This is a genomic window from Streptomyces sp. NPDC050263, from assembly GCF_040655955.1.
Lineage (GTDB): Bacteria > Actinomycetota > Actinomycetes > Streptomycetales > Streptomycetaceae > Streptomyces.
Genome location: NZ_JBFAKW010000013.1, coordinates 37,932 through 54,875 on the forward strand (window position 1 = coordinate 37,932; position 16,944 = coordinate 54,875).

Sequence of the window (16,944 nt, forward strand, 5' to 3'; positions counted from 1 at the left end):
TGCTGCGTGTTCCGGGGCAACCCCCGGACCCCCGGCCGGAGGCGAGTCTTCTCAGCGTTCGCCGCCAGGGACCCACAGGACGTCTCCTGCATCCCGGTTGGCCGTGCGGGCCAGGATGCTGCGTGTTCCGGGGCAACCCCCGGACCCCCGGCCGGAGGCGAGTCTTCTCAGCGTTCGCCGCCAGGGACCGACAGGACGTCTCCTGCATCCCGGTTGGCTGTGCGGGCCAGGATGCTGCGTGTTCCGGGGCAACCCCCGGACCCCCGGCCGGAGGCGAGTCTTCTCAGCGTTCGCCGCCAGGGACCCACAGGACGTCTCCTGCATCCCCGTTGGCCGTGCGAGCCAGGATGAAGAGCAGGTCCGAGAGGCGGTTGAGGTAGGTCGCGGTGAGCGGGTTCATCCGCTCGCCGTGCGCCTCCAGAGCGGCCCAGGTGGAGCGCTCGGCCCGGCGGACGACCGTGCAGGCCTGGTGGAGCAGAGCCGCCCCCGGGGTGCCGCCGGGCAGGATGAAGGAACGGAGCTTCTCCAACTGCTCGTTGAAGCGGTCACAGTCCGCCTCCAGTCGGTCGACATAGAACTGTTCCACCCTCAAGGGCGGGAACTCCGGGTTCTCCACGACCGGCGTCGACAGGTCCGCGCCCACGTCGAACAGGTCGTTCTGCACACGGGTGAGTACCTTGACGAGCTCCTCGTCGAGCCCGCCCAGCGCGAGCGCCGTGCCGATGGCCGCGTTCGCCTCGTTGGCGTCGGCGTAGGCGGCGATCCTGAGGTCGGTCTTGGCGACCCGGCTCCTGTCGCCGAGAGCGGTGCTGCCCTGGTCGCCGGTCCTGGTGTAGATACGCGTCAGATTGACCATGCGGCCAATCTAGACCGTCCGAGCGGCCCCACCAATCGGTGGGAACAGGCCTGAATCGGACAGGAATTGAAGACGTGACCGGCGTCTCACCCCCTGAGACGTGAAACGCGTTACTAACCGGTCACACAGCGCCTCCCGACCGCTAATCTCCCGCCGAGAGGCACAGGGACAGACAGACGGACAGGCAGACGGTCGGGCGACCGGGGCGGCTGCGCCGGATGGTTGACGCCGGTGACATCGGACGCGTGAGCGGGCAGGGCTTCTGCAGGCATCGAAACCGCACAGGCCACAGGCATCACTCCTGCGGGTGAATTCGGTATCGGTTCGCTCACAGACGGCAACCTACGACCGCTTCGTGCAGTCAGAGGATGCAACACCGGACACCACACCAGCGGAGCACGAGACGCACGCTTAGGGGAGCGCTATGTACATCAGGGGCGACCACGTCGAGCTGGTCGTCGGGGGCCGTCTCGACGTCCGCAGCGCGGCGGACGCCCGTACGGCCCTCCATGCGGCCGTCGACGACGGAGTCGGAGACCTGGTGCTCGACCTGTCCGAGCTGGACTCCTGGGACGCCACCGGACTCGGCGTCATCATGGGCGTCCACCGGCGGGCCGGCCGCTGCGGACGACGGCTGGTGCTGCGCGGCGTGCCTCCGCAGATGCAACGCCTGCTGGTGGCCACCCGGCTGCACCGGATCCTCGCGATCGAGGGCGGAATCGGAGTGGAGTCCCTGCCCCGGGTGTGACCGGCGGACAGGGTGTGGCCTGCGGCGGAAAACGTGCGACGGGCGCAATCCTCACGAGACTGTGACGCTTCGGGCGGCGCGGCACCCCGGGCTGTCGTAGATACTGTGCGAAGGTTTACGGTTCGTCTGCCCGCCGCCCTCAGCCCTCGAGCGGGCACCGGACCATACGCGACAGCGCAGTGTGCAGCAAGGCCGGGAGGGGCACCGCCACACGACGCTTTTGGGGGGCTTGAGCCATGGACCCGAACACCCAGGGGCCCGAGGAGTACGGCCGCGACGACGACGGCGGCGGTACGCCGCGTCCGCGCCCGTCCAGGGACCCCCTGACGCCCGACTTCGGCCAGCACACGCCGGCCCAGGCCCGCACGGTGCGGCTCGTCGCCGGCGAACACCTGCTCACGGTCAACCCGGTCGACGGCAGCGAGATAGAACTCTGCCCGCCCACCCAACGGGCCGAACGGCCCGCCAAGCGCACCCCCGAGCAGCGTGCCGAGGCCGAGCGCGCCGCCCGGCCGCCCGCCCCCGCCGGACCCGCCCGGCCCGCACAGCCGCTCCAGGGCCGCCAGGACGAACGCGAACAGCTGGTCCGGCTGCTCGCCCGCGGCCGCTCCGTCCGGCTCACCGGAGCCCCCGGCTCCGGCCGCACCAGCCTCCTCGACCTCGTCGCCGAGGACTGCGAAGACCTCGCCCCCGAGGGCGTCGTCCGCCTCACCGGCCTCGGCCGCACCACCGACGACCTGCTGCACGACCTCTTCCACGCCGTCTTCGACGCCCCCCTCCACCGCCCGGACGACGACGACCTGCGCGCCCTGGTCCGCGAGATCGGCGCGGTCGTCGTCATCGACGACCTCGACCTCGGCGGCGCCGCCCTCGACGAACTGCTCGACGCGACGCCCGAGTGCGCCTTCCTGCTCGGCGCGACCCCGGACACCCCGCTGCCCACCGCGGACTCCGCCGTCGAGGAGGTCGTCCTCACCGGCCTCGACCGGGCGGGCGGCGTCGAGGTGATCGAGCACGCCGTCGGCCGCGTCCTCACCGAGGAGGAGGCCAACTGGGCCGGCGACCTCTGGTTCGAGTCCGAGGGCCTGCCGCTCCGGTTCGTCCAGGCCGGGGCCCTGCTCTCGCAGCGCGACCGACTGCGGGCCGGCGCGGACGCCGTCGACTTGTTCGGCGTCTTCGAGGACGCCCGGCCCTTCGTCGCGCCCGCCGACGCCGACGTCGCCTCCGGGGCCGGCGAGGCCGAGGAGATATCCCTGCCCTCGCTCGGCGAGGCCGCCGCGCCCGCCCCGCTGCTCGCCGCCCGGCTCAGCGCCTGCGCCCGCGCCACCCTGCGCCTCGCCGTCGCCCTCGGCGGCGAGGTCCCGCACCAGGCACACCTGCCCGCACTCGTCGGCGACACCCACGCCGACGCGGCCCTCGGCGAACTCGCCGCCTGCGGACTCGTCTCCCCGGTCGGCACCCGGTACCGGCTCGCCGCAGGCGTCCAGACCCAGCTGGAGGCCGCCGGATACGCCGACGACCGCGCGGCCCATGCCCACACCGCCGCCCAGCACTACGCCTGGTGGGCCGGGCACCCCTCGGTCACCCCCGACAGAGTGTGCGCGGAGGCCGACGCCGTGCTCGCCGCCCTCGCCGCGGTCGTCCCCGCCACCACCCGGCCCGCCGAGGGCGAGGAGTCCACGTCCGTCCAGCTCGCCCGCACCGCAGCGCCCGCGTTCGCCGCCGGCCTGCACTGGAGCGCCTGGGAGAGCAGCCTGCACGAGGGCGCCGAAGCCGCCCGGCTCGCCGGGGAGTCCGCCGACCGGGCCTACTTCCACCACGAGCTCGGCGTCCTCGCCCTCTGCGTCGGGGAACTCGACCGCGCCCGCTCGGAGCTGGAGGCCTCCCTCGCCCTGCGCTCCGCCATCGCCGACAAGCGCGGCACCGTCGCCGGCCGCCGCGCCCTCGCCCTGGTCTCCGACCGCTCCGGGGACGTACCCGGCCTGGCCGCGGCGACCGCCGGCGAGGAGGTGCCCGACGCCCGCCACGAGGAGTCGGCGTCCCCGCCGCGCGGCATCCAGGCGGTCCTCCCGACCTACCCGCCGGACGCCGAGACCGTCGTCCACCGTGCCGCGGCCCCCTCGACGCCCGCCAAGCACAGCCGGGGCGGCCTGAAGAACCTGGCCAAGCGCAACCTCGTCGCGGCCGGCGCGGGCGCCCTGCTCGTCGCCGTCCTCGGCACGGTGGTGGGGCTGGGCGCGACCTCCAACAACGACGCCAACAACCCCTCCGACCAGGTCAGCGTCAGCCCCTCCGCCAGCACCGGCCCGGACGACGGCGGCCTGGACTCCGACACCCCGGGCGACCCCGGCTCCACCGGCGACACCGGCACGGCCACCAGCAGGCCGACGGACCCGGGCCCGGACGGCACGATGGGGACGTCGGACGATCCGACGCCGACGGGGGAGGCGGAGCCGTCGTCCGGGGCGAGCGGCTCGCATGGTTCGGGCGGCGATGACCCGTCCGACTCGCCCAAGCCGTCGTCCTCGGGCTCGGGCTCGAATTCCGGGTCGCCGTCCCCGTCCACGTCTCCGTCCAGCAGCGGAACGGGCACGACGTCGCCTTCGCCGTCCGCATCTGTGACGACCAGCCCGACCCCGTCGGGGGGCACCAGCCCGCCCATCTCGAACTCGGCCGGCAGCTCGACGTCCTCCAGTCCCGCCGGCTCGATCAGCTCCGCCGAGAGCAGCGCCTCGCCGGATCAGGTGATCTAGTGCCGCGGCAGGCAACGTTCGCCCCTGCCGCGGCACTAGCGCTTGGCGGGCAGCGCCGAGGGCCGGGTTCCCGTCAGGGGAGCCCGGCCCTCGGTGGGCGTGGGGGTCAGAACAGCCGGAGTTTGTCGTCCTCGATGCCGCGCATCGCGTTGTAGTCGAGGACCGTGCAGCCGATGCCGCGGTCCGTGGCGAGGACGCGCGCCTGCGGTTTGATCTCCTGGGCCGCGAACACACCGCGCACCGGGGCGAGATGCGGGTCGCGGTTCAACAGCTCGAGATAGCGGGTGAGTTGCTCGACCCCGTCGATCTCGCCGCGCCGCTTGATCTCCACCGCGACGGTCTGACCCTCCCCGTCCCGGCACAGGATGTCCACGGGGCCGATGGCGGTCATGTACTCGCGGCGGATGAGGGTGTAGCCCTCGCCGAGGGTCTCGATGCGGTCGGCGAGCAGCTCTTGGAGGTGCGCTTCCACGCCGTCCTTGATCAGGCCCGGATCGACGCCCAGTTCGTGCGACGAGTCGTGGAGGATCTCCTCCATCGTGATGATGAGCTTCTCGCCGCCTTTGTTGACGACGGTCCAGACGCCTTCTTCGTCCCCCGAGCCCTCCTTCAGCGTGCAGGGCGGCGACATCCAGTTCAGGGGCTTGTAGGCCCGGTCGTCCGCATGGATCGAGACGCTGCCGTCCGCCTTCACCAGGATGAGGCGGGGGGCGGAGGGGAGGTGGGCGGTGAGCCGGCCGGCGTAGTCGACGGAGCACCGGGCGATGACGAGACGCATGGGGCGCAACGCTATCCGACGCCCACGCTCGTACGCGATTCGCCCGCCCGTCTCCCGCCACCACCCTCGACCGAGGCCCCTTCGGGCCCACCCCTTTTGATCCGGAAAAAGATCGTTCGACAGTGGCCGATTGTGTGCCCAATAGGGGTTCCCTATGTGCCCATTCTCCTGGTGCGGTCACGGTCCGTTGCCTACCGTAGTGAACGGGAGGTCGCGATGCGTGTACTCAGCGTGTGCGGTGTTTCGGCATGCGGACTCCCTTTCCCTGTCAGGCAACCCCTGTTGTTCCGGGGGTGCGAGAGGAGTACCCATGTCGCTCGACGTCTCACCGGCGCTACTCGAACAGGCCGAGCGAGGCGAGGTCGACGAAGCAGAATTCGTCGACTGCGTCCGGACCTCCCTGCCCTATGCATGGGAGATGGTCAGCTCCCTGGTGGCCCAGCTGAAGGTGGACGGCGGAGACTTCGCCGACAACCAGACGCCCCCGCCGGACGAGCAGGCGCGCGGCCAGTTGCTGCGTGCGCTCGCGAGTGACGCGATACGCGGCGCGCTGCAGCGGCACTTCGGTGTGCGGCTGGCCTTCCAGAACTGCCACCGGGTGGCGGTGTTCCCGTTGGACTCGGCTGTCGACGAGAAGCTGACCCGCTTCACCTCGCTCCGCAGCCAGGTGCTGAACCAGTCCCCGGAATTCCGGGACTGCTGAGGTACCCGTGTGAACCTGTGGCTTGCCGCTCCTGACGCGGGAGGTGCCATCAGTACGGGAGCGGCAAGCTTCGCGGCCGGCTGGGCCGCTCACCCGAGGTGGGGGAGCACCTCAGCGCCCAGCCGCCGTACGTTCTCCTCGGTGGCCGCCAGGTCGCCGGAGCCCTCGACGAGCAGGGCGAAACGCGAGATGCCGGTCCGCTCGCTGGTCGCCGCGAGGCGGTCGACGCACAGCCGCGGAGTGCCCACCGGGTGCAGCCCGCAGAGCAGTTCGGTGTACGCCACCGGGTCCCGCATGCCGCGGGCCCGGCCGTCGACCGTCACATGCGCGTCGAGCCCCTGCCGCAGCCAGCCGGGCATCGCCTTCACCAGCGTCTCCACCGCGTCCGTGCGCCGGTCCGCGATCTGGCAGACGCCAGCCGAGACATGCGCCGCACCCCGGATCTCGTCGCCGGATCGCCCGGCCGCGCGCGCGTACTGCCGCCACAGGGCGACCATCTCGGCCTTCTCCTCGTCCCCCACATGCATGCCGAGGAGCATCGGCAGACCGCGTTCGGCGGCCAGCCGCACGCTCACCGGCGAGGTGCACGCGACGACGACCTCCGGCCCGGAGACGTCCGTCAGCGCCTCCGACGGCCTTGGTACGACAGCGACTTCACGGAACCGGAAACGCTCGCCGTCGGCCCCGACCGAGGGCTCGCGCAGCCAGCGCACCAGCAGATCGAGTGATTCCGGGAACCCCTGCTCGTACGCCTCCAGACCAGAGCCGAACACCTCCAGGTCGACCCACGGTCCGCCGCGCCCCACGCCCAGCGAGAAGCGGCCGCCACTCGTCAGGTGCAGCAGCGCGGCCTGTTCGCCGAGGGCGACGGGATGGACGGTGGGCAGCACGCTGACCGCCGTGCCGACCCGGATACGGCGGGTGCGGCCCAGCAGCAGAGCGGCGAGCGTGACCGCCGACGGGCATGTGCCATACGGCACGAAGTGGTGCTCGGCCAGCCAGACCGAGTCGAGACCCGCCTCCTCGGCCACCTCGGCCGAGCGGACCGCACGGTGCAGTGCCTCGCCCTGACCCTGGCCGGGAAACTGGGCTCCCAACACGAAACTTCCAACGCGCATGGACTTTCCTGCTTCCTTGGCTCCGACACGGAGCTCCCCCACCCGGCATAACCGTCTGACACGTGCCGAGGACACGGTCTGGCGAAGAGATTTGCGGATTGTCTGCAGAATGCGACGTCCGAGAGGCGGACTTGTGAGGATCGCTGCCCTACGGGTACCCGCGTTCGCGCCGCGTAGGCTGGATGCCAACCCTGCTTCCTGTATAGCCCCGTGAGGTGTCCTGTGTCCCCGCGTCGCAACCGACCCAAGGGTGAGGGCTCGTCCGGCCAGAGTGCCGAGGACGACCGCACGAGCCGTTACGGCGGCTGGCAGTCGGCGGAGAGCTGGCACGGCGAGCAGTGGAGCGTACGGCATGTGGCCGGGGCGAGCGCGCAGGGCAAGGCGTACCGGTGCCCCGGCTGCGACCAACTGATCCCCGACGGCGTCCCGCACGTCGTGGTCTGGCCCGAGCACGCGGGCGTCGACGACCGCCGGCACTGGCACAAGGCGTGCTGGAACGCACGGGACCGCCGCACCCCGGGGGTGCGGCGGTCCCGAAACGCGCCGAAGTTCTAGACGCTCTGGATGTTCCAGAGACTCTGGAGGTTCTGGACGCTCTGGATGTTCTGGATGTTCTAGACGTCCCGCTTCTCCAGCAGGGCGAAGGCGGCGCCGAGGACGGCGGCCGTCAGAACCAGCGCGATCCACAGCGGGTCCCAGCCGCTCGGGCCGCTCTCGGCCAGCGAGGACGAGCTCGCGTAGAAGATGCTCAGCTGGTTCGGGATCGAGTACTCGAACAGAGCCTGCTGAAGGTCCGCCAGCGAGGACGAGAACATGAAGATCGCGATGACCAGCGGGGCCAGCAGGACGCCGATCATGACGGTGATGGCGCCCGCCGAGTGCCGGATGATCGAGCCGACGGCCAGCGAGAGCAGCCCGAGCAGCGCGATGTAGAAGGAGACGCCGAAGGTGGCCTTGAGCCATTCCTCGCCGGTCGGCTGCCGGGCGTCGCCCAGCATGCCCACCTGCACCATCGCGACGAAGCCCGAGGACACGAGCGTCACGACGAAAGCGACGGCGAAGAACACGATCGACTTCGCCACGAGGACCCGGCTGCGGGACGGGCAGGCCACCATGGTCGTCCGGATCATGCCGGTGCCGTACTCGGAGGCCGTGGTCAGCACGCCGAGCGTGATGACGCACATGCTGCCCAGCAGCACGCCGAAGAAGCCGAACGACAGTGCCGTCTCGCCGGCGAGGTCGGCCTCGGAGGCGTTGGAGGAGACGATCGCCCCCGCCAGCAGGCCGATGCCGACGACGAGCAGCACGAACACGCCCAGCGTCCACATCGTGGAGCGCACCGACCGGATCTTCGTCCACTCCGAGGCGACGGCGTGCCCGAGGTGGGTGCGCACGATCGGGATCGGCGAGGTGTAGCCCGGCCCGGGCAGGGGAGCGGCGTACGAGGGACCGGGCGCCCCCTGCCAGGCGGGCGCGGCCTGCGGCGACGGATGCTGCGGGGTACTCATCGGGCGTCCTCGGACTCGTTCGTGGCGTCGGGAGCGGGGCTGGGCGCGGGCGCGGAGACAGCCGACGCCTTGTCCAACGAGGGCGCAGCCGCAGGGGCCGACGCGGGCTGCGCCGGGGCGGGCGCGGCACCGGCCGGGGCGGCGGCAGTGGCGGCCGGGGCCGACGCCGGGCTCGTGGGCGAGGCAGGCGAGGCAGGCGCGACCGGCTGCGCCGGGGCTTGGGCGGCGCCGTGTGCGTACGGGTTGGCGTTGTTCGGGCCCGGGGCGGCCGCCGGGGCGCCCGGCGCGCCGTAGGCCCCGTAGGAGGCTGCCGGGGGTGTCTGTGGGGGCTGCGGCGGCGCGTAGCCCTGCTGCTGCGGGTGCGGCGGGGCGTACCAGCCGGGCTGGCCCTGGCCCGGCACCGGCATCGGGGGCTGCGCGCCCGGCGGCAGCTGCTGCTGGAGCCCGGCCTTCTGGTCGATGGTGGACCGGTAGTCCACGGCGCCCTGCGTCATCCGCATGTACGCCTCCTCCAGCGAGGCCTGGTGCGGCGACAGCTCCCACAGGCGGACGTCGGCGTCGTGGGCGATGTCGCTGATGCGGGGGAGGGCGAGCCCCGTCACGCGCAGGGCGCCGTCCTGCTCGGGCAGGACGTTGCCGCCCGCCTCGGTGAGCGCGGAGGCCAGCTTCTCGCGCAGCTGCGGCTCGGTGTGCGGGATGCGTACGCGCGCGAAGTCGGCGGAGTTGGCCGAGATGAAGTCCTTCACGCTCATGTCGGAGAGCAGCTGTCCGCGCCCGATGACGATCAGATGGTCGGCGGTCAGCGCCATCTCGCTCATGAGGTGCGAGGAGACGAAGACGGTGCGGCCCTCCGCCGCGAGCGACTTCATCAGGTTGCGCACCCAGAGGATGCCCTCGGGGTCGAGGCCGTTGACCGGCTCGTCGAACAGCAGCACCTGGGGGTCGCCGAGCAGCGCGGCCGCGATGCCGAGCCGCTGGCCCATGCCGAGGGAGAAGCCCTTGGAGCGCTTTCGGGCCACGTCCTGGAGGCCGACCACGCCGAGCACCTCGTCGACCCGCCGGTCCGGGATGCCGGACAGCTGGGCCAGACACAGCAGGTGGTTACGGGCGTGCCGCCCGCCGTGCACGGCCTTCGCGTCGAGCAGGGCGCCCACCTGACGGGCCGCGTTCGGCAGCCGTCGATAGGGGTAGCCGCCGATCGTCACCGACCCCGCGGTGGGGTTGTCCAGGCCCAGGATCATCCGCATGGTCGTCGACTTGCCCGAGCCGTTCGGCCCGAGGAAGCCGGTGACGGCTCCGGGCCGCACCTGGAAGGAAAGGTTGTACACAGCGGTCTTGTCGCCGTACCGCTTGGTCAGGCCGACAGCCTCGATCATGCTCCGCACCCATCGAAAGGTTCAGGACAGCGGGGCACACGCCCCCGTAAGGGTTAGGAGGATATCCGGGCGCTGACGGTTCCGCTCAAAAGAAAGCAAAGGCGAAAGCGTTACGCGTCGCGTTTCTTCAGCAGGAGGTATCCGCCGGCGAGCGCGGCGACCACCCACAGCGCCATGATCGCGAGCCCGCCCCACGGCCCGTACGGGGTGTCGTCGTCGATCGGCGTGACCACCTGCATGATCTTGCTGCCGGCCTGGTCGGGCAGATACCGGCCGATCCTCTTCGTCGCGGGGACGTTCCCGAGGATGTTGGAGATCAGGAAGAAGAACGGCATCAGGATGCCCAGCGACAGCATCGGCGAGCGCAGCATCGTGGCCACGCCCATCGAGAACACGGCGATCAGGGTCATGTACAGGCCACCGCCGATGACCGCCCGCAGCACTCCGCTGTCGTCGATCGACGCCTTGTGGGAGCCGAGCATCGACTGTCCGAGGAAGAACGTGACGAAGCTGGTGACGAGTCCGACGGCGAGACAGAGCCCTGCGGCCACCGTGATCTTGCTGAACAGGAACGTGCCGCGCTGCGGCACGGCGGCCAGCGAGGTGCGGATCATGCCGGTGCTGTACTCGTTGGACACCACCAGCACGCCGAACACGATCATCGCGAGCTGCCCGAGGCTCATCCCGGCGAAGCTGATGAACGTGGGGTCGAAGGACAGCCGGTCGTCGCGGCTCATGGTGTCGAACTCGTTCTTCGACAGCGCGGAGATCAGCATGCCGAGGGCGATCGTGACGACCACGGCGAGCGAGAGCGTCCACACCGTGGACGCCACCGACCGGATCTTGGTCCACTCGGACCGGATGACCTGGGTCGCCGCCATCATCGGCTCCTCGTCCAGTCGTCGCCCCACGGCTCTTCGAGGGGCGTGTCGGTGTGCGCGTGGTACTCCACCGACCCCGCGGTCAGCTGCATGAACGCCTCCTCCAGGGAGGCCTGCTGGGGGCTCAGCTCGTGCAGCACGATCTGGTGCTGCGCGGCCAGCTCGCCGATGCGCTCCGACTTGCCGCCGTCCACCTCCGGCACCCCGCTGCCGGTCTCCACGACCGTGACCCCGGCGCCGTGCAGGACGTCGAGCAGGCGCTCCCGCTGCGGGGTGCGGATACGGACGTAACTGCGCGAGTTCCGCTCGATGAAGTCGGCCATCGAGGTGTCGGCGAGCAGCCGGCCCTGGCCGATGACGACCAGGTGGTCGGCGGTCAGCGCCATCTCGCTCATGAGGTGCGAGGAGACGAACACCGTCCGCCCTTGCGCGGCCAGCGATTTCATCAGGTTGCGGATCCAGTGGATGCCCTCGGGGTCGAGGCCGTTCACCGGCTCGTCGAACATCAGGATCCGGGGGTCGCCGAGCAGCGCGCCCGCGATGCCGAGCCGCTGCCCCATGCCGAGCGAGAACCCCTTGGCCTTCTTCTTCGCCACCGCGGTGAGCCCGACCGTGTCGAGCACCTCGTGCACCCGGCTCTTCGGGATGCCGTTGCTCTGCGCCAGACACAGCAGATGGTTGAAGGCGCTGCGCCCGCCGTGCATGGCCTTGGCGTCGAGCAGGGCGCCTATGTACGTGAAGGGGTCCTTGAGCCGGTCGTAGTGCTGCCCGTCGATGCGGACGTCCCCCGCGGTGGGCCGGTCGAGGCCGAGCATCATCCGCATGGTGGTGGACTTGCCGGCGCCGTTGGGACCGAGGAAGCCCGTGACGATGCCCGGTCTCACGGTGAAGGTGAGGTTGTTCACCGCCAGCTTCTCGCCGTACCGCTTCGTCAGGCCTTCCAGCTCGATCATGCCGACACGCTAGTGCGCGACGAAGCCCTCTGCCACCGCAGTGACGGAGGGCTTCGTCGATGTTCAGTCGCTGTACCGCCGGACGTTACCGGGACTGCTGGGCCGGAACCCCACGGGAGATCGGCTCGTCGTCCGTGGACGGCGTGCCGGCCGCGGCGACCGCGGCGCCGGTCAGCGTGGCGAGCATCTCGCGGACGTTCGTCAGCTGGGCGTTGATGCTGTCGCGACGGTTGGTGAGGGCCGCCAGCTCGCGCTCGGATTCCGAACGGATCCGGTCCGCCTTCGCATTGGCGTCGGCGACGATGTCCTCGGCCTGACGCTGAGCGGTCTCCACCGTCTGACGGGCGCGACGCTCCGCGTCGGTGCGCAGCTTCTCGGCCTCCAGCCGCAGCTGCTCCGCGCGGTGCTCGATCTCCGCGAGACGCTTCTCCGCCTTCTGCTGACGGGACGCCAGGTCGCGCTCCGACTGCTCCCGGCGCTTGGCCAGGTTGGTCTCGAAGTCCGCGGCGGCCTGGGCGGCCTTGGCGCGGGTCTCCTCGAAGAGGGCGTCGGCCTCCTCACGCTTCGACTGCGCGTCCTTCTGCGCCTCGGAACGCAGCTGCGACGCGTCGCTCTTGGCCTTCTCGACGATCCGGACGCCCTCGTCCTCAGCCTTGGCCTTGCGCTCCGCAGCGAACGATTCTGCGTCGTTGCGAACCTGCTGGGCCGCCGACTCGGCGAGCTCGCGGTGCTGCTCGGCCGCCCGCCGGGCCTCCTCGCGCAGATCCTTGGCCTCTTCCTCGGCGAGGCGGAGGATCTTCTCGACACGCGCGCCGAGACCGGCGTACGACGGCTCGGCGTCGCTTACCTGGGCCTGGGCGTTCTGCGTTTCGAGGTGGAGCTCCTCGATGCGCTTTTCCAGAGCAGTGATACGGGCCAGAGCGCTGTCACGGTCGGAGACGAGCTTCGAGATGCGTTCGTCCACCTGAGCGCGGTCGTACCCACGCCGCACAAGCTCGAAGCCGTAGGGGGAAGTGTCGCTCATGGGGTTCCTGTCGAATGAGACCGGTGAGGTGATAGGTGGAATCCTAGGGGCCTGAGCGGTGTGTCATAGAGCGTATGCGTGTTTGATCTGGAGAATGACACCCCTTTTGGGTGGCTGACCGGCAGCACCCTTGCCAAAGATTCGGTCAAAGACGCCAGACTTTAACGCAATTCACACATTCCGCTAGCCGTCCGAGGGCTTCCCACTCGATCGAGGGGACCCGATGGTCACCCCTGCCTTGACGCCTCCGTCCTTGCCGCCGGCCGGGGCCTCGAAGGACTCCAGCGCCTCCAGGACGTCCTGAACCCGGGAGATCTCCGCGTTGATGTCCTCGCGCCGACGCACCAGGACCTCCAGCTCGCGCTTGCCCTCCTCGACCGTGCGCCGCGCCTCGCGGATCGCCTCGGCCTTGAGCTCCTCGGCCTCCCGCACCAGCGCCGACTTCTTCTGCTCGGCCTCCTTGAGCAGCCCCTCGGCCTTCTTCACGGCGGCGATACGGACCTTGCCCGCCTCGGAGTTGGCGTCCGACACCAGCTCCTTCGCCTTCGCCTGAGCCCTGGTGAGCTGTTCCTCGGACGCCTTGATGAGCGCGTCGCAGCGGTCGCCGGTCGACTTCATGGTCTCGGAGGCCTCACGGCGGGCCCGCTCGTGCAGCGCCTCGATCTCGTTCGTGATGCGGTCGCGCAGCTCCTCGGCCCGCTCCCTTATGGCCGTCGCGTCCCGGCGGGCGCCGACGAGCAGCTCGTCCGCGTCCGTACGGGCCTTCTCCACCCGGGAGTTGCCCTCGACGGTCGCCTCGGACACCAGCCGGTCCGCCTCGCTGCGGGCCGCGCCGACCATCGAGTCGGCCTGCGCCTCCGCGTCCGCGGTCGCCTGCTGAGCCTGGGTCTGCGCCTCGGTGAGCAGTTTGTCCGCCTCGGCCGCGGTCTCCGTGATGAGGGTGTCGACCTGCTCGGCCGCCTCGGAGCGCCGCTTGTTGGACTCCTTGCGGGCTTCGTCCAGCGTCGAGTCGGCCTCCTCGCGGGCCACGCTCATCAGCCGGTCCGCCTCCGCGGCCGCCTCCCGCTTGAAGCGCTCGGCCTCGGTACGGACCCGCTCGGCGTGCGCCTGCGCGGAACCCACCGTCTCGGCGGCCTCGGCGCGCAGCCGCTCCGCGTCCCCGGAGGCGTCCGAGATCAGCTTCTCCGCCTTGGCGACCGACTCGGCGCGCAGCCGCTCGGCCTCCGTGATCGTCTCCGACTGGAGCAGTTCCGCCTCGTTGCGCGCCTCGGTGATGAGGGTGTCGGCCTGCGTCGCCGCGTCCGAGCGGATGCGGTTGGCGTCGTCCCGGGCCTCCGCCCGGGTGCGCGACGCGTCCTGGTCGGCCTGCGCGATCGCGTCCGAGACCTCGGTGCGCACCCGCTGGGCGTGCGCGGACGCCTCCGAGCGCAGCCGCTCCGCCTCCGCGATCGCCTCGCCGACGGTCCGCTCGGCCAGCTCCTGCGCGGCCTGAGAGGCCTCGCCCGCCTCACGCCGGACCCGGCCCGCGTCCTCCGCGGCCCGCTCCCGTTCGGCGTAGGCGTCGGCGCGGACCCGGTCCGACTCCTCCTGCGCCTCGCGCCGGGTACGGTCCGCCGCGTGCTCGGCGGCCGAACGCAGCCCGATGATCTCGTCCTGGGCCTGCTCGTGCAGCCCGGCCACGGAGTCCCGCACCTGCTGTGCGTGCTGCTCGGCCGCCGACACCATCTCGACGGCCCGCCGGTCGGCCTCCTCGACCAGCCGGACGGCCTCGGTCTGCGCCTCCTCGACGCGCTTGCGCGCCGAGGCCAGCAGTTCCTCGCTCTGGTCGCGAGCCCGCTCGCGCTCCTGGTCGGCCTCCTGGCGGGCGGAACCGAGGAGCTCCTCGGCCTCGCGCCGGCGCCTCAGGGCCTCCTCCTGCGCGGCGGCCAGCGTCTCGGTCGCCTCGTCGGCCAGCCGCTCGGCCGCGGTCGCCGCCTCCGCGCGCAGCCGGTCGGCGGTGTCCTGTGCCTCGGACTTCAGCCGCTCCGCCTCGGCGGCGGCCTCGGACCGCAGCCGTACAGCGATGGCCTCGCCCTCGGCGCGCGAGGCGGACGCGTCGGCGGCGGCCTCGTTGCGCAGCCGGTCGGCCTCCGCGTCGGCCTGCTGCTGGAGGCCGCGGATCCGCTCCGCGGCCTCGCCGCGCAGCCGGTCGGTCTCCTCGGCGGCCTCGCGGCGGATCCGCGCGGCCTCCTCGCGGGCGTCGGTCAGCGCCTGCTCGGCGGAGGCGAACCGGGCCTCCGCGTCCGTGTGCAGCCGGGTCAGCTCCTCGGCGGCCTCCGCCTGCCGGGCGTCTATCCCGCGCTCGGTCTCCTCGCGCAGCTCGCGCGCCGCCTGCTCGGCGTTGGAGGTGATGGTCTCGGCGAGCTCCACCGCCTCCTCGCGGGAGCGCTCGGCCTCCGCGCGGGTGCGCTCCAGGGTCTCCTCGGCCTGCCGGCGCAGCGTGGTGGCGCGCTCGATGGCCTCGGTGCGCACCTTCTCGCTGTCCGAGGTGGCCTTCTGGCGCAGCTCGTCCGCGTCGGCCCGCGCCTTGGACAGCAGCTCCTCGGCGGTCCGGGCCGCCTCCTCGATCTGCTGGACGGCCTCCCTGCGGGCCTCCGCGCGGATCTTCTCGCCCTCGGCGACCGCGTCGGCGCGCAGCTGCTCGGCCTCGCCGCGCAGCCGGCGCGCCTCCTCCTGCAGCTCGACCGTCTTGGCGCGGTACTCCTTGGTGTCGTCCTTCGCGGAGCCCTTCAGCTGCTCGGCGATGTCGTGCGCCTCGGCCCGCAGCCGGTCCGCCTCGGTCTCCGCCTCGCGACGGATCCGCTCGGCCTCCTCGGCGGCGGCCTTGGTGGTGTTCTGCGCGTCCTCCTGCGCCCGGTTGAGGACGTCCTCGGCGGTCTTGGCCGCCTTCGACAGCTGGGTCGCCGACTCCTCGGCGGTCAGCGTGCGGGCCCGCTCCGAGGCCTCGCCGACGATCTTCTCGGCCTCCGCGCGGGCGTCCGCGACGACCTGCTCGGCCGACTCCTTGGTCGCCTCGGCCTCCTTGGTGGCCTCGGTGACCAGGCGGGCGACCTGCTCCTTCGCGGTGCGGGTGCGCTGCTCGTTGGCCGACTCGGCGCTGGCGAGCGCCTTCTCGGCGGCGGCCTTCGCCTCGCTGAGCACCTTGTCCGCCTCGGCCTGCGCCTTGCGCAGCGCGTCCTCGGCCTCGGACATGCGCAGCTCGGCGGCGCGGCTCAGCTCACCGGCCTGGCGGCGGGCCGTGTCGGACTCCGTGACGGTGGAGTTGCGCAGCTGCTCCGCGTGGTCGTTGGCCTCCTGGGCCTGGCTGGAAGCGGCGGTCAGCAGCCGGTCGGCGTCCGTGCGGGCCCGCAGCAGGAGCTGCTCGGCCTCCGCGCGGGTCGTCTCGGCGTCGGCCTGGAGCCGCTGGCGGGCCTCCGTGGCGACCCGTTCGGCCTCGGCGCGAGCGGCCGCCAGGGACTGCTCGGCCTCGGCCCGCGACTCGTCCAGCAGTCGGCGCGCCTGCGCCTCGGTGCGGGCCCGCAGCTGCTCCGCCCACGCCACGTTCTCGTTGACGTGCGACTCGACGTTCTGCCGGCGCTCCGCCAGCTCCTGGTCGAGCTGCTGCCGACGGGCGACCGCCTCCTGGTGCAGCTCCGCCTGGAGCCGGGCCGCCTGCTCGGCGTGTTCCTGGAGGATCCGCTGCGTCTGCGCGCGGGCCTGGCTGAGCTCGCGCTCGGCGTCCTGCCGCAGCTGGTCGGCCTGCATCTGCGCGTTGCGCAGCATCTGCTCGGCCTGGTACCCGATGTCGCCGCCGTCGAAGGCGGGCCGGGACATGATGGTGCGACGCGCCTCGTGCAACTTGGCGCGCAGCACCTCGACCTGGTAGCCGAGGTCCTCGGCATGCTGAATCGCCTTTTCCCGCTCGGTCTTCAGCCGCTTCATCTCGGCTTCGAACCGAGTCAGGTGGTCGACGTCAGCCGCCGGCTCCCGCTCCTGGCTCTCGTAGCCCCGCACTGCGCGGTCCCATCCGTCCCTGGTCGCAAGCTTCCCGAACGAGCTCCGTCCATCCGCCGAACGGGGCCCCCGGGGAATGGTGTCAGATCAACGACGGAGCATGGGCTGCTGCCCCGACGCTCGTCCCCCGAAACCCGGACCCCGGCTGCGTCCCGCCGCCGAACGGCAGGACCGGGTCGCCCCGGTGTGAGCGGCGACCGAGCCCAACCCTACC

Annotated in this window: 13 protein-coding genes; 4 read left to right on the plus strand and 9 right to left on the minus strand. The window is 71.7% G+C overall.

Annotated features, from left to right (window positions below; all coding sequences use genetic code 11):
• Positions 1-283: 283 nt before the first annotated feature.
• Positions 284-856, minus strand: a complete 573-nt coding sequence (locus AB0J04_RS08595; protein ID WP_363167605.1) for a cob(I)yrinic acid a,c-diamide adenosyltransferase — start codon at positions 854-856, stop codon at positions 284-286.
• 424 nt (positions 857-1,280) lie between these two features.
• Here AB0J04_RS08595 and AB0J04_RS08600 point away from each other — a divergent pair, with 424 nt between their 5' ends.
• On the plus strand, positions 1,281-1,604 hold the full coding sequence (locus AB0J04_RS08600; RefSeq protein WP_363167606.1) for an STAS domain-containing protein: 324 nt from the start codon (positions 1,281-1,283) through the stop codon (positions 1,602-1,604).
• Positions 1,605-1,840: 236 nt separating this feature from the next.
• Positions 1,841-4,357 carry an ATP-binding protein gene (locus AB0J04_RS08605; protein WP_363167607.1) on the plus strand — a complete coding sequence of 839 codons (2,517 nt, stop codon included), beginning with the start codon at positions 1,841-1,843 and terminating at the stop codon, positions 4,355-4,357.
• Between the two features lie 106 nt (positions 4,358-4,463).
• Here the strand turns inward: AB0J04_RS08605 and nucS are convergent, their stop codons facing one another.
• Positions 4,464-5,135: an endonuclease NucS gene (gene nucS / locus AB0J04_RS08610; RefSeq protein ID WP_363167608.1), complete on the minus strand. Its 672-nt coding sequence runs from the start codon at positions 5,133-5,135 to the stop codon at positions 4,464-4,466.
• Between the two features lie 310 nt (positions 5,136-5,445).
• Between nucS and AB0J04_RS08615 the strand changes: the two genes are divergently transcribed.
• Positions 5,446-5,838, plus strand: coding sequence for an SCO5389 family protein (locus AB0J04_RS08615; RefSeq protein WP_358801301.1), 393 nt, complete (start codon positions 5,446-5,448; stop codon positions 5,836-5,838).
• An 89-nt stretch (positions 5,839-5,927) separates the two neighbouring features.
• On the opposite strand, the gene AB0J04_RS08620 is transcribed toward AB0J04_RS08615, so the two are convergent.
• The gene (locus AB0J04_RS08620; RefSeq protein WP_363167609.1) at positions 5,928-6,956 is read right to left on the minus strand and encodes an LLM class flavin-dependent oxidoreductase; all 1,029 of its coding nucleotides are present in this window, start codon (positions 6,954-6,956) and stop codon (positions 5,928-5,930) included.
• A gap of 222 nt (positions 6,957-7,178) precedes the next feature.
• Between AB0J04_RS08620 and AB0J04_RS08625 the strand changes: the two genes are divergently transcribed.
• Positions 7,179-7,511 (plus strand): ATP/GTP-binding protein, encoded by a 333-nt coding sequence (locus AB0J04_RS08625; RefSeq protein ID WP_363167610.1) that lies wholly within the window; start codon positions 7,179-7,181, stop codon positions 7,509-7,511.
• A gap of 59 nt (positions 7,512-7,570) precedes the next feature.
• On the opposite strand, the gene AB0J04_RS08630 is transcribed toward AB0J04_RS08625, so the two are convergent.
• The 6 genes from AB0J04_RS08630 to scy all read right to left on the minus strand — a co-directional run bounded on the left by AB0J04_RS08630 (position 7,571) and on the right by scy (position 16,730).
• On the minus strand, positions 7,571-8,464 hold the full coding sequence (locus AB0J04_RS08630) for an ABC transporter permease subunit (RefSeq protein WP_363167611.1): 894 nt from the start codon (positions 8,462-8,464) through the stop codon (positions 7,571-7,573).
• The gene (locus AB0J04_RS08635; RefSeq protein ID WP_363167612.1) at positions 8,461-9,840 is read right to left on the minus strand and encodes an ABC transporter ATP-binding protein; all 1,380 of its coding nucleotides are present in this window, start codon (positions 9,838-9,840) and stop codon (positions 8,461-8,463) included. The genes AB0J04_RS08630 and AB0J04_RS08635 overlap by 4 nt, the downstream gene beginning before the upstream one ends.
• A 110-nt stretch (positions 9,841-9,950) precedes the next feature.
• Complete coding sequence (locus tag AB0J04_RS08640) at positions 9,951-10,721, minus strand: ABC transporter permease (protein ID WP_363167613.1); 771 nt, start codon at positions 10,719-10,721, stop codon at positions 9,951-9,953.
• Positions 10,721-11,674, minus strand: coding sequence for an ABC transporter ATP-binding protein (locus AB0J04_RS08645; protein ID WP_363167614.1), 954 nt, complete (start codon positions 11,672-11,674; stop codon positions 10,721-10,723). Before AB0J04_RS08645 ends, AB0J04_RS08640 begins: the two co-directional genes overlap by 1 nt.
• 85 nt (positions 11,675-11,759) lie before the next feature.
• Positions 11,760-12,698, minus strand: coding sequence for a cellulose-binding protein (locus AB0J04_RS08650; RefSeq protein ID WP_079659495.1), 939 nt, complete (start codon positions 12,696-12,698; stop codon positions 11,760-11,762).
• A gap of 183 nt (positions 12,699-12,881) precedes the next feature.
• A complete protein-coding gene (gene scy, locus AB0J04_RS08655; RefSeq protein WP_363167615.1) occupies positions 12,882-16,730 on the minus strand; it encodes a polarized growth protein Scy in 3,849 nt (1,282 codons plus the stop codon).
• Positions 16,731-16,944: the final 214 nt, after the last annotated feature.

Excerpts from the sequence above, each read along its gene's own strand:
- AB0J04_RS08630 (WP_363167611.1), bottom strand. The coding sequence starts at position 8,464 with ATGAGTACCCCGCAGCATCCGTCGCCGCAGGCCGCGCCCGCCTGGCAG.
- AB0J04_RS08600 (WP_363167606.1), top strand. The coding sequence starts at position 1,281 with ATGTACATCAGGGGCGACCACGTCGAGCTGGTCGTCGGGGGCCGTCTC.
- AB0J04_RS08640 (WP_363167613.1), bottom strand. The coding sequence starts at position 10,721 with ATGGCGGCGACCCAGGTCATCCGGTCCGAGTGGACCAAGATCCGGTCG.
- AB0J04_RS08645 (WP_363167614.1), bottom strand. The coding sequence starts at position 11,674 with ATGATCGAGCTGGAAGGCCTGACGAAGCGGTACGGCGAGAAGCTGGCG.
- AB0J04_RS08595 (WP_363167605.1), bottom strand. The coding sequence starts at position 856 with ATGGTCAATCTGACGCGTATCTACACCAGGACCGGCGACCAGGGCAGC.
- AB0J04_RS08615 (WP_358801301.1), top strand. The coding sequence starts at position 5,446 with ATGTCGCTCGACGTCTCACCGGCGCTACTCGAACAGGCCGAGCGAGGC.
- AB0J04_RS08635 (WP_363167612.1), bottom strand. The coding sequence starts at position 9,840 with ATGATCGAGGCTGTCGGCCTGACCAAGCGGTACGGCGACAAGACCGCT.
- AB0J04_RS08620 (WP_363167609.1), bottom strand. The coding sequence starts at position 6,956 with ATGCGCGTTGGAAGTTTCGTGTTGGGAGCCCAGTTTCCCGGCCAGGGT.
- nucS (WP_363167608.1), bottom strand. The coding sequence starts at position 5,135 with ATGCGTCTCGTCATCGCCCGGTGCTCCGTCGACTACGCCGGCCGGCTC.
- AB0J04_RS08605 (WP_363167607.1), top strand. The coding sequence starts at position 1,841 with ATGGACCCGAACACCCAGGGGCCCGAGGAGTACGGCCGCGACGACGAC.
- AB0J04_RS08650 (WP_079659495.1), bottom strand. The coding sequence starts at position 12,698 with ATGAGCGACACTTCCCCCTACGGCTTCGAGCTTGTGCGGCGTGGGTAC.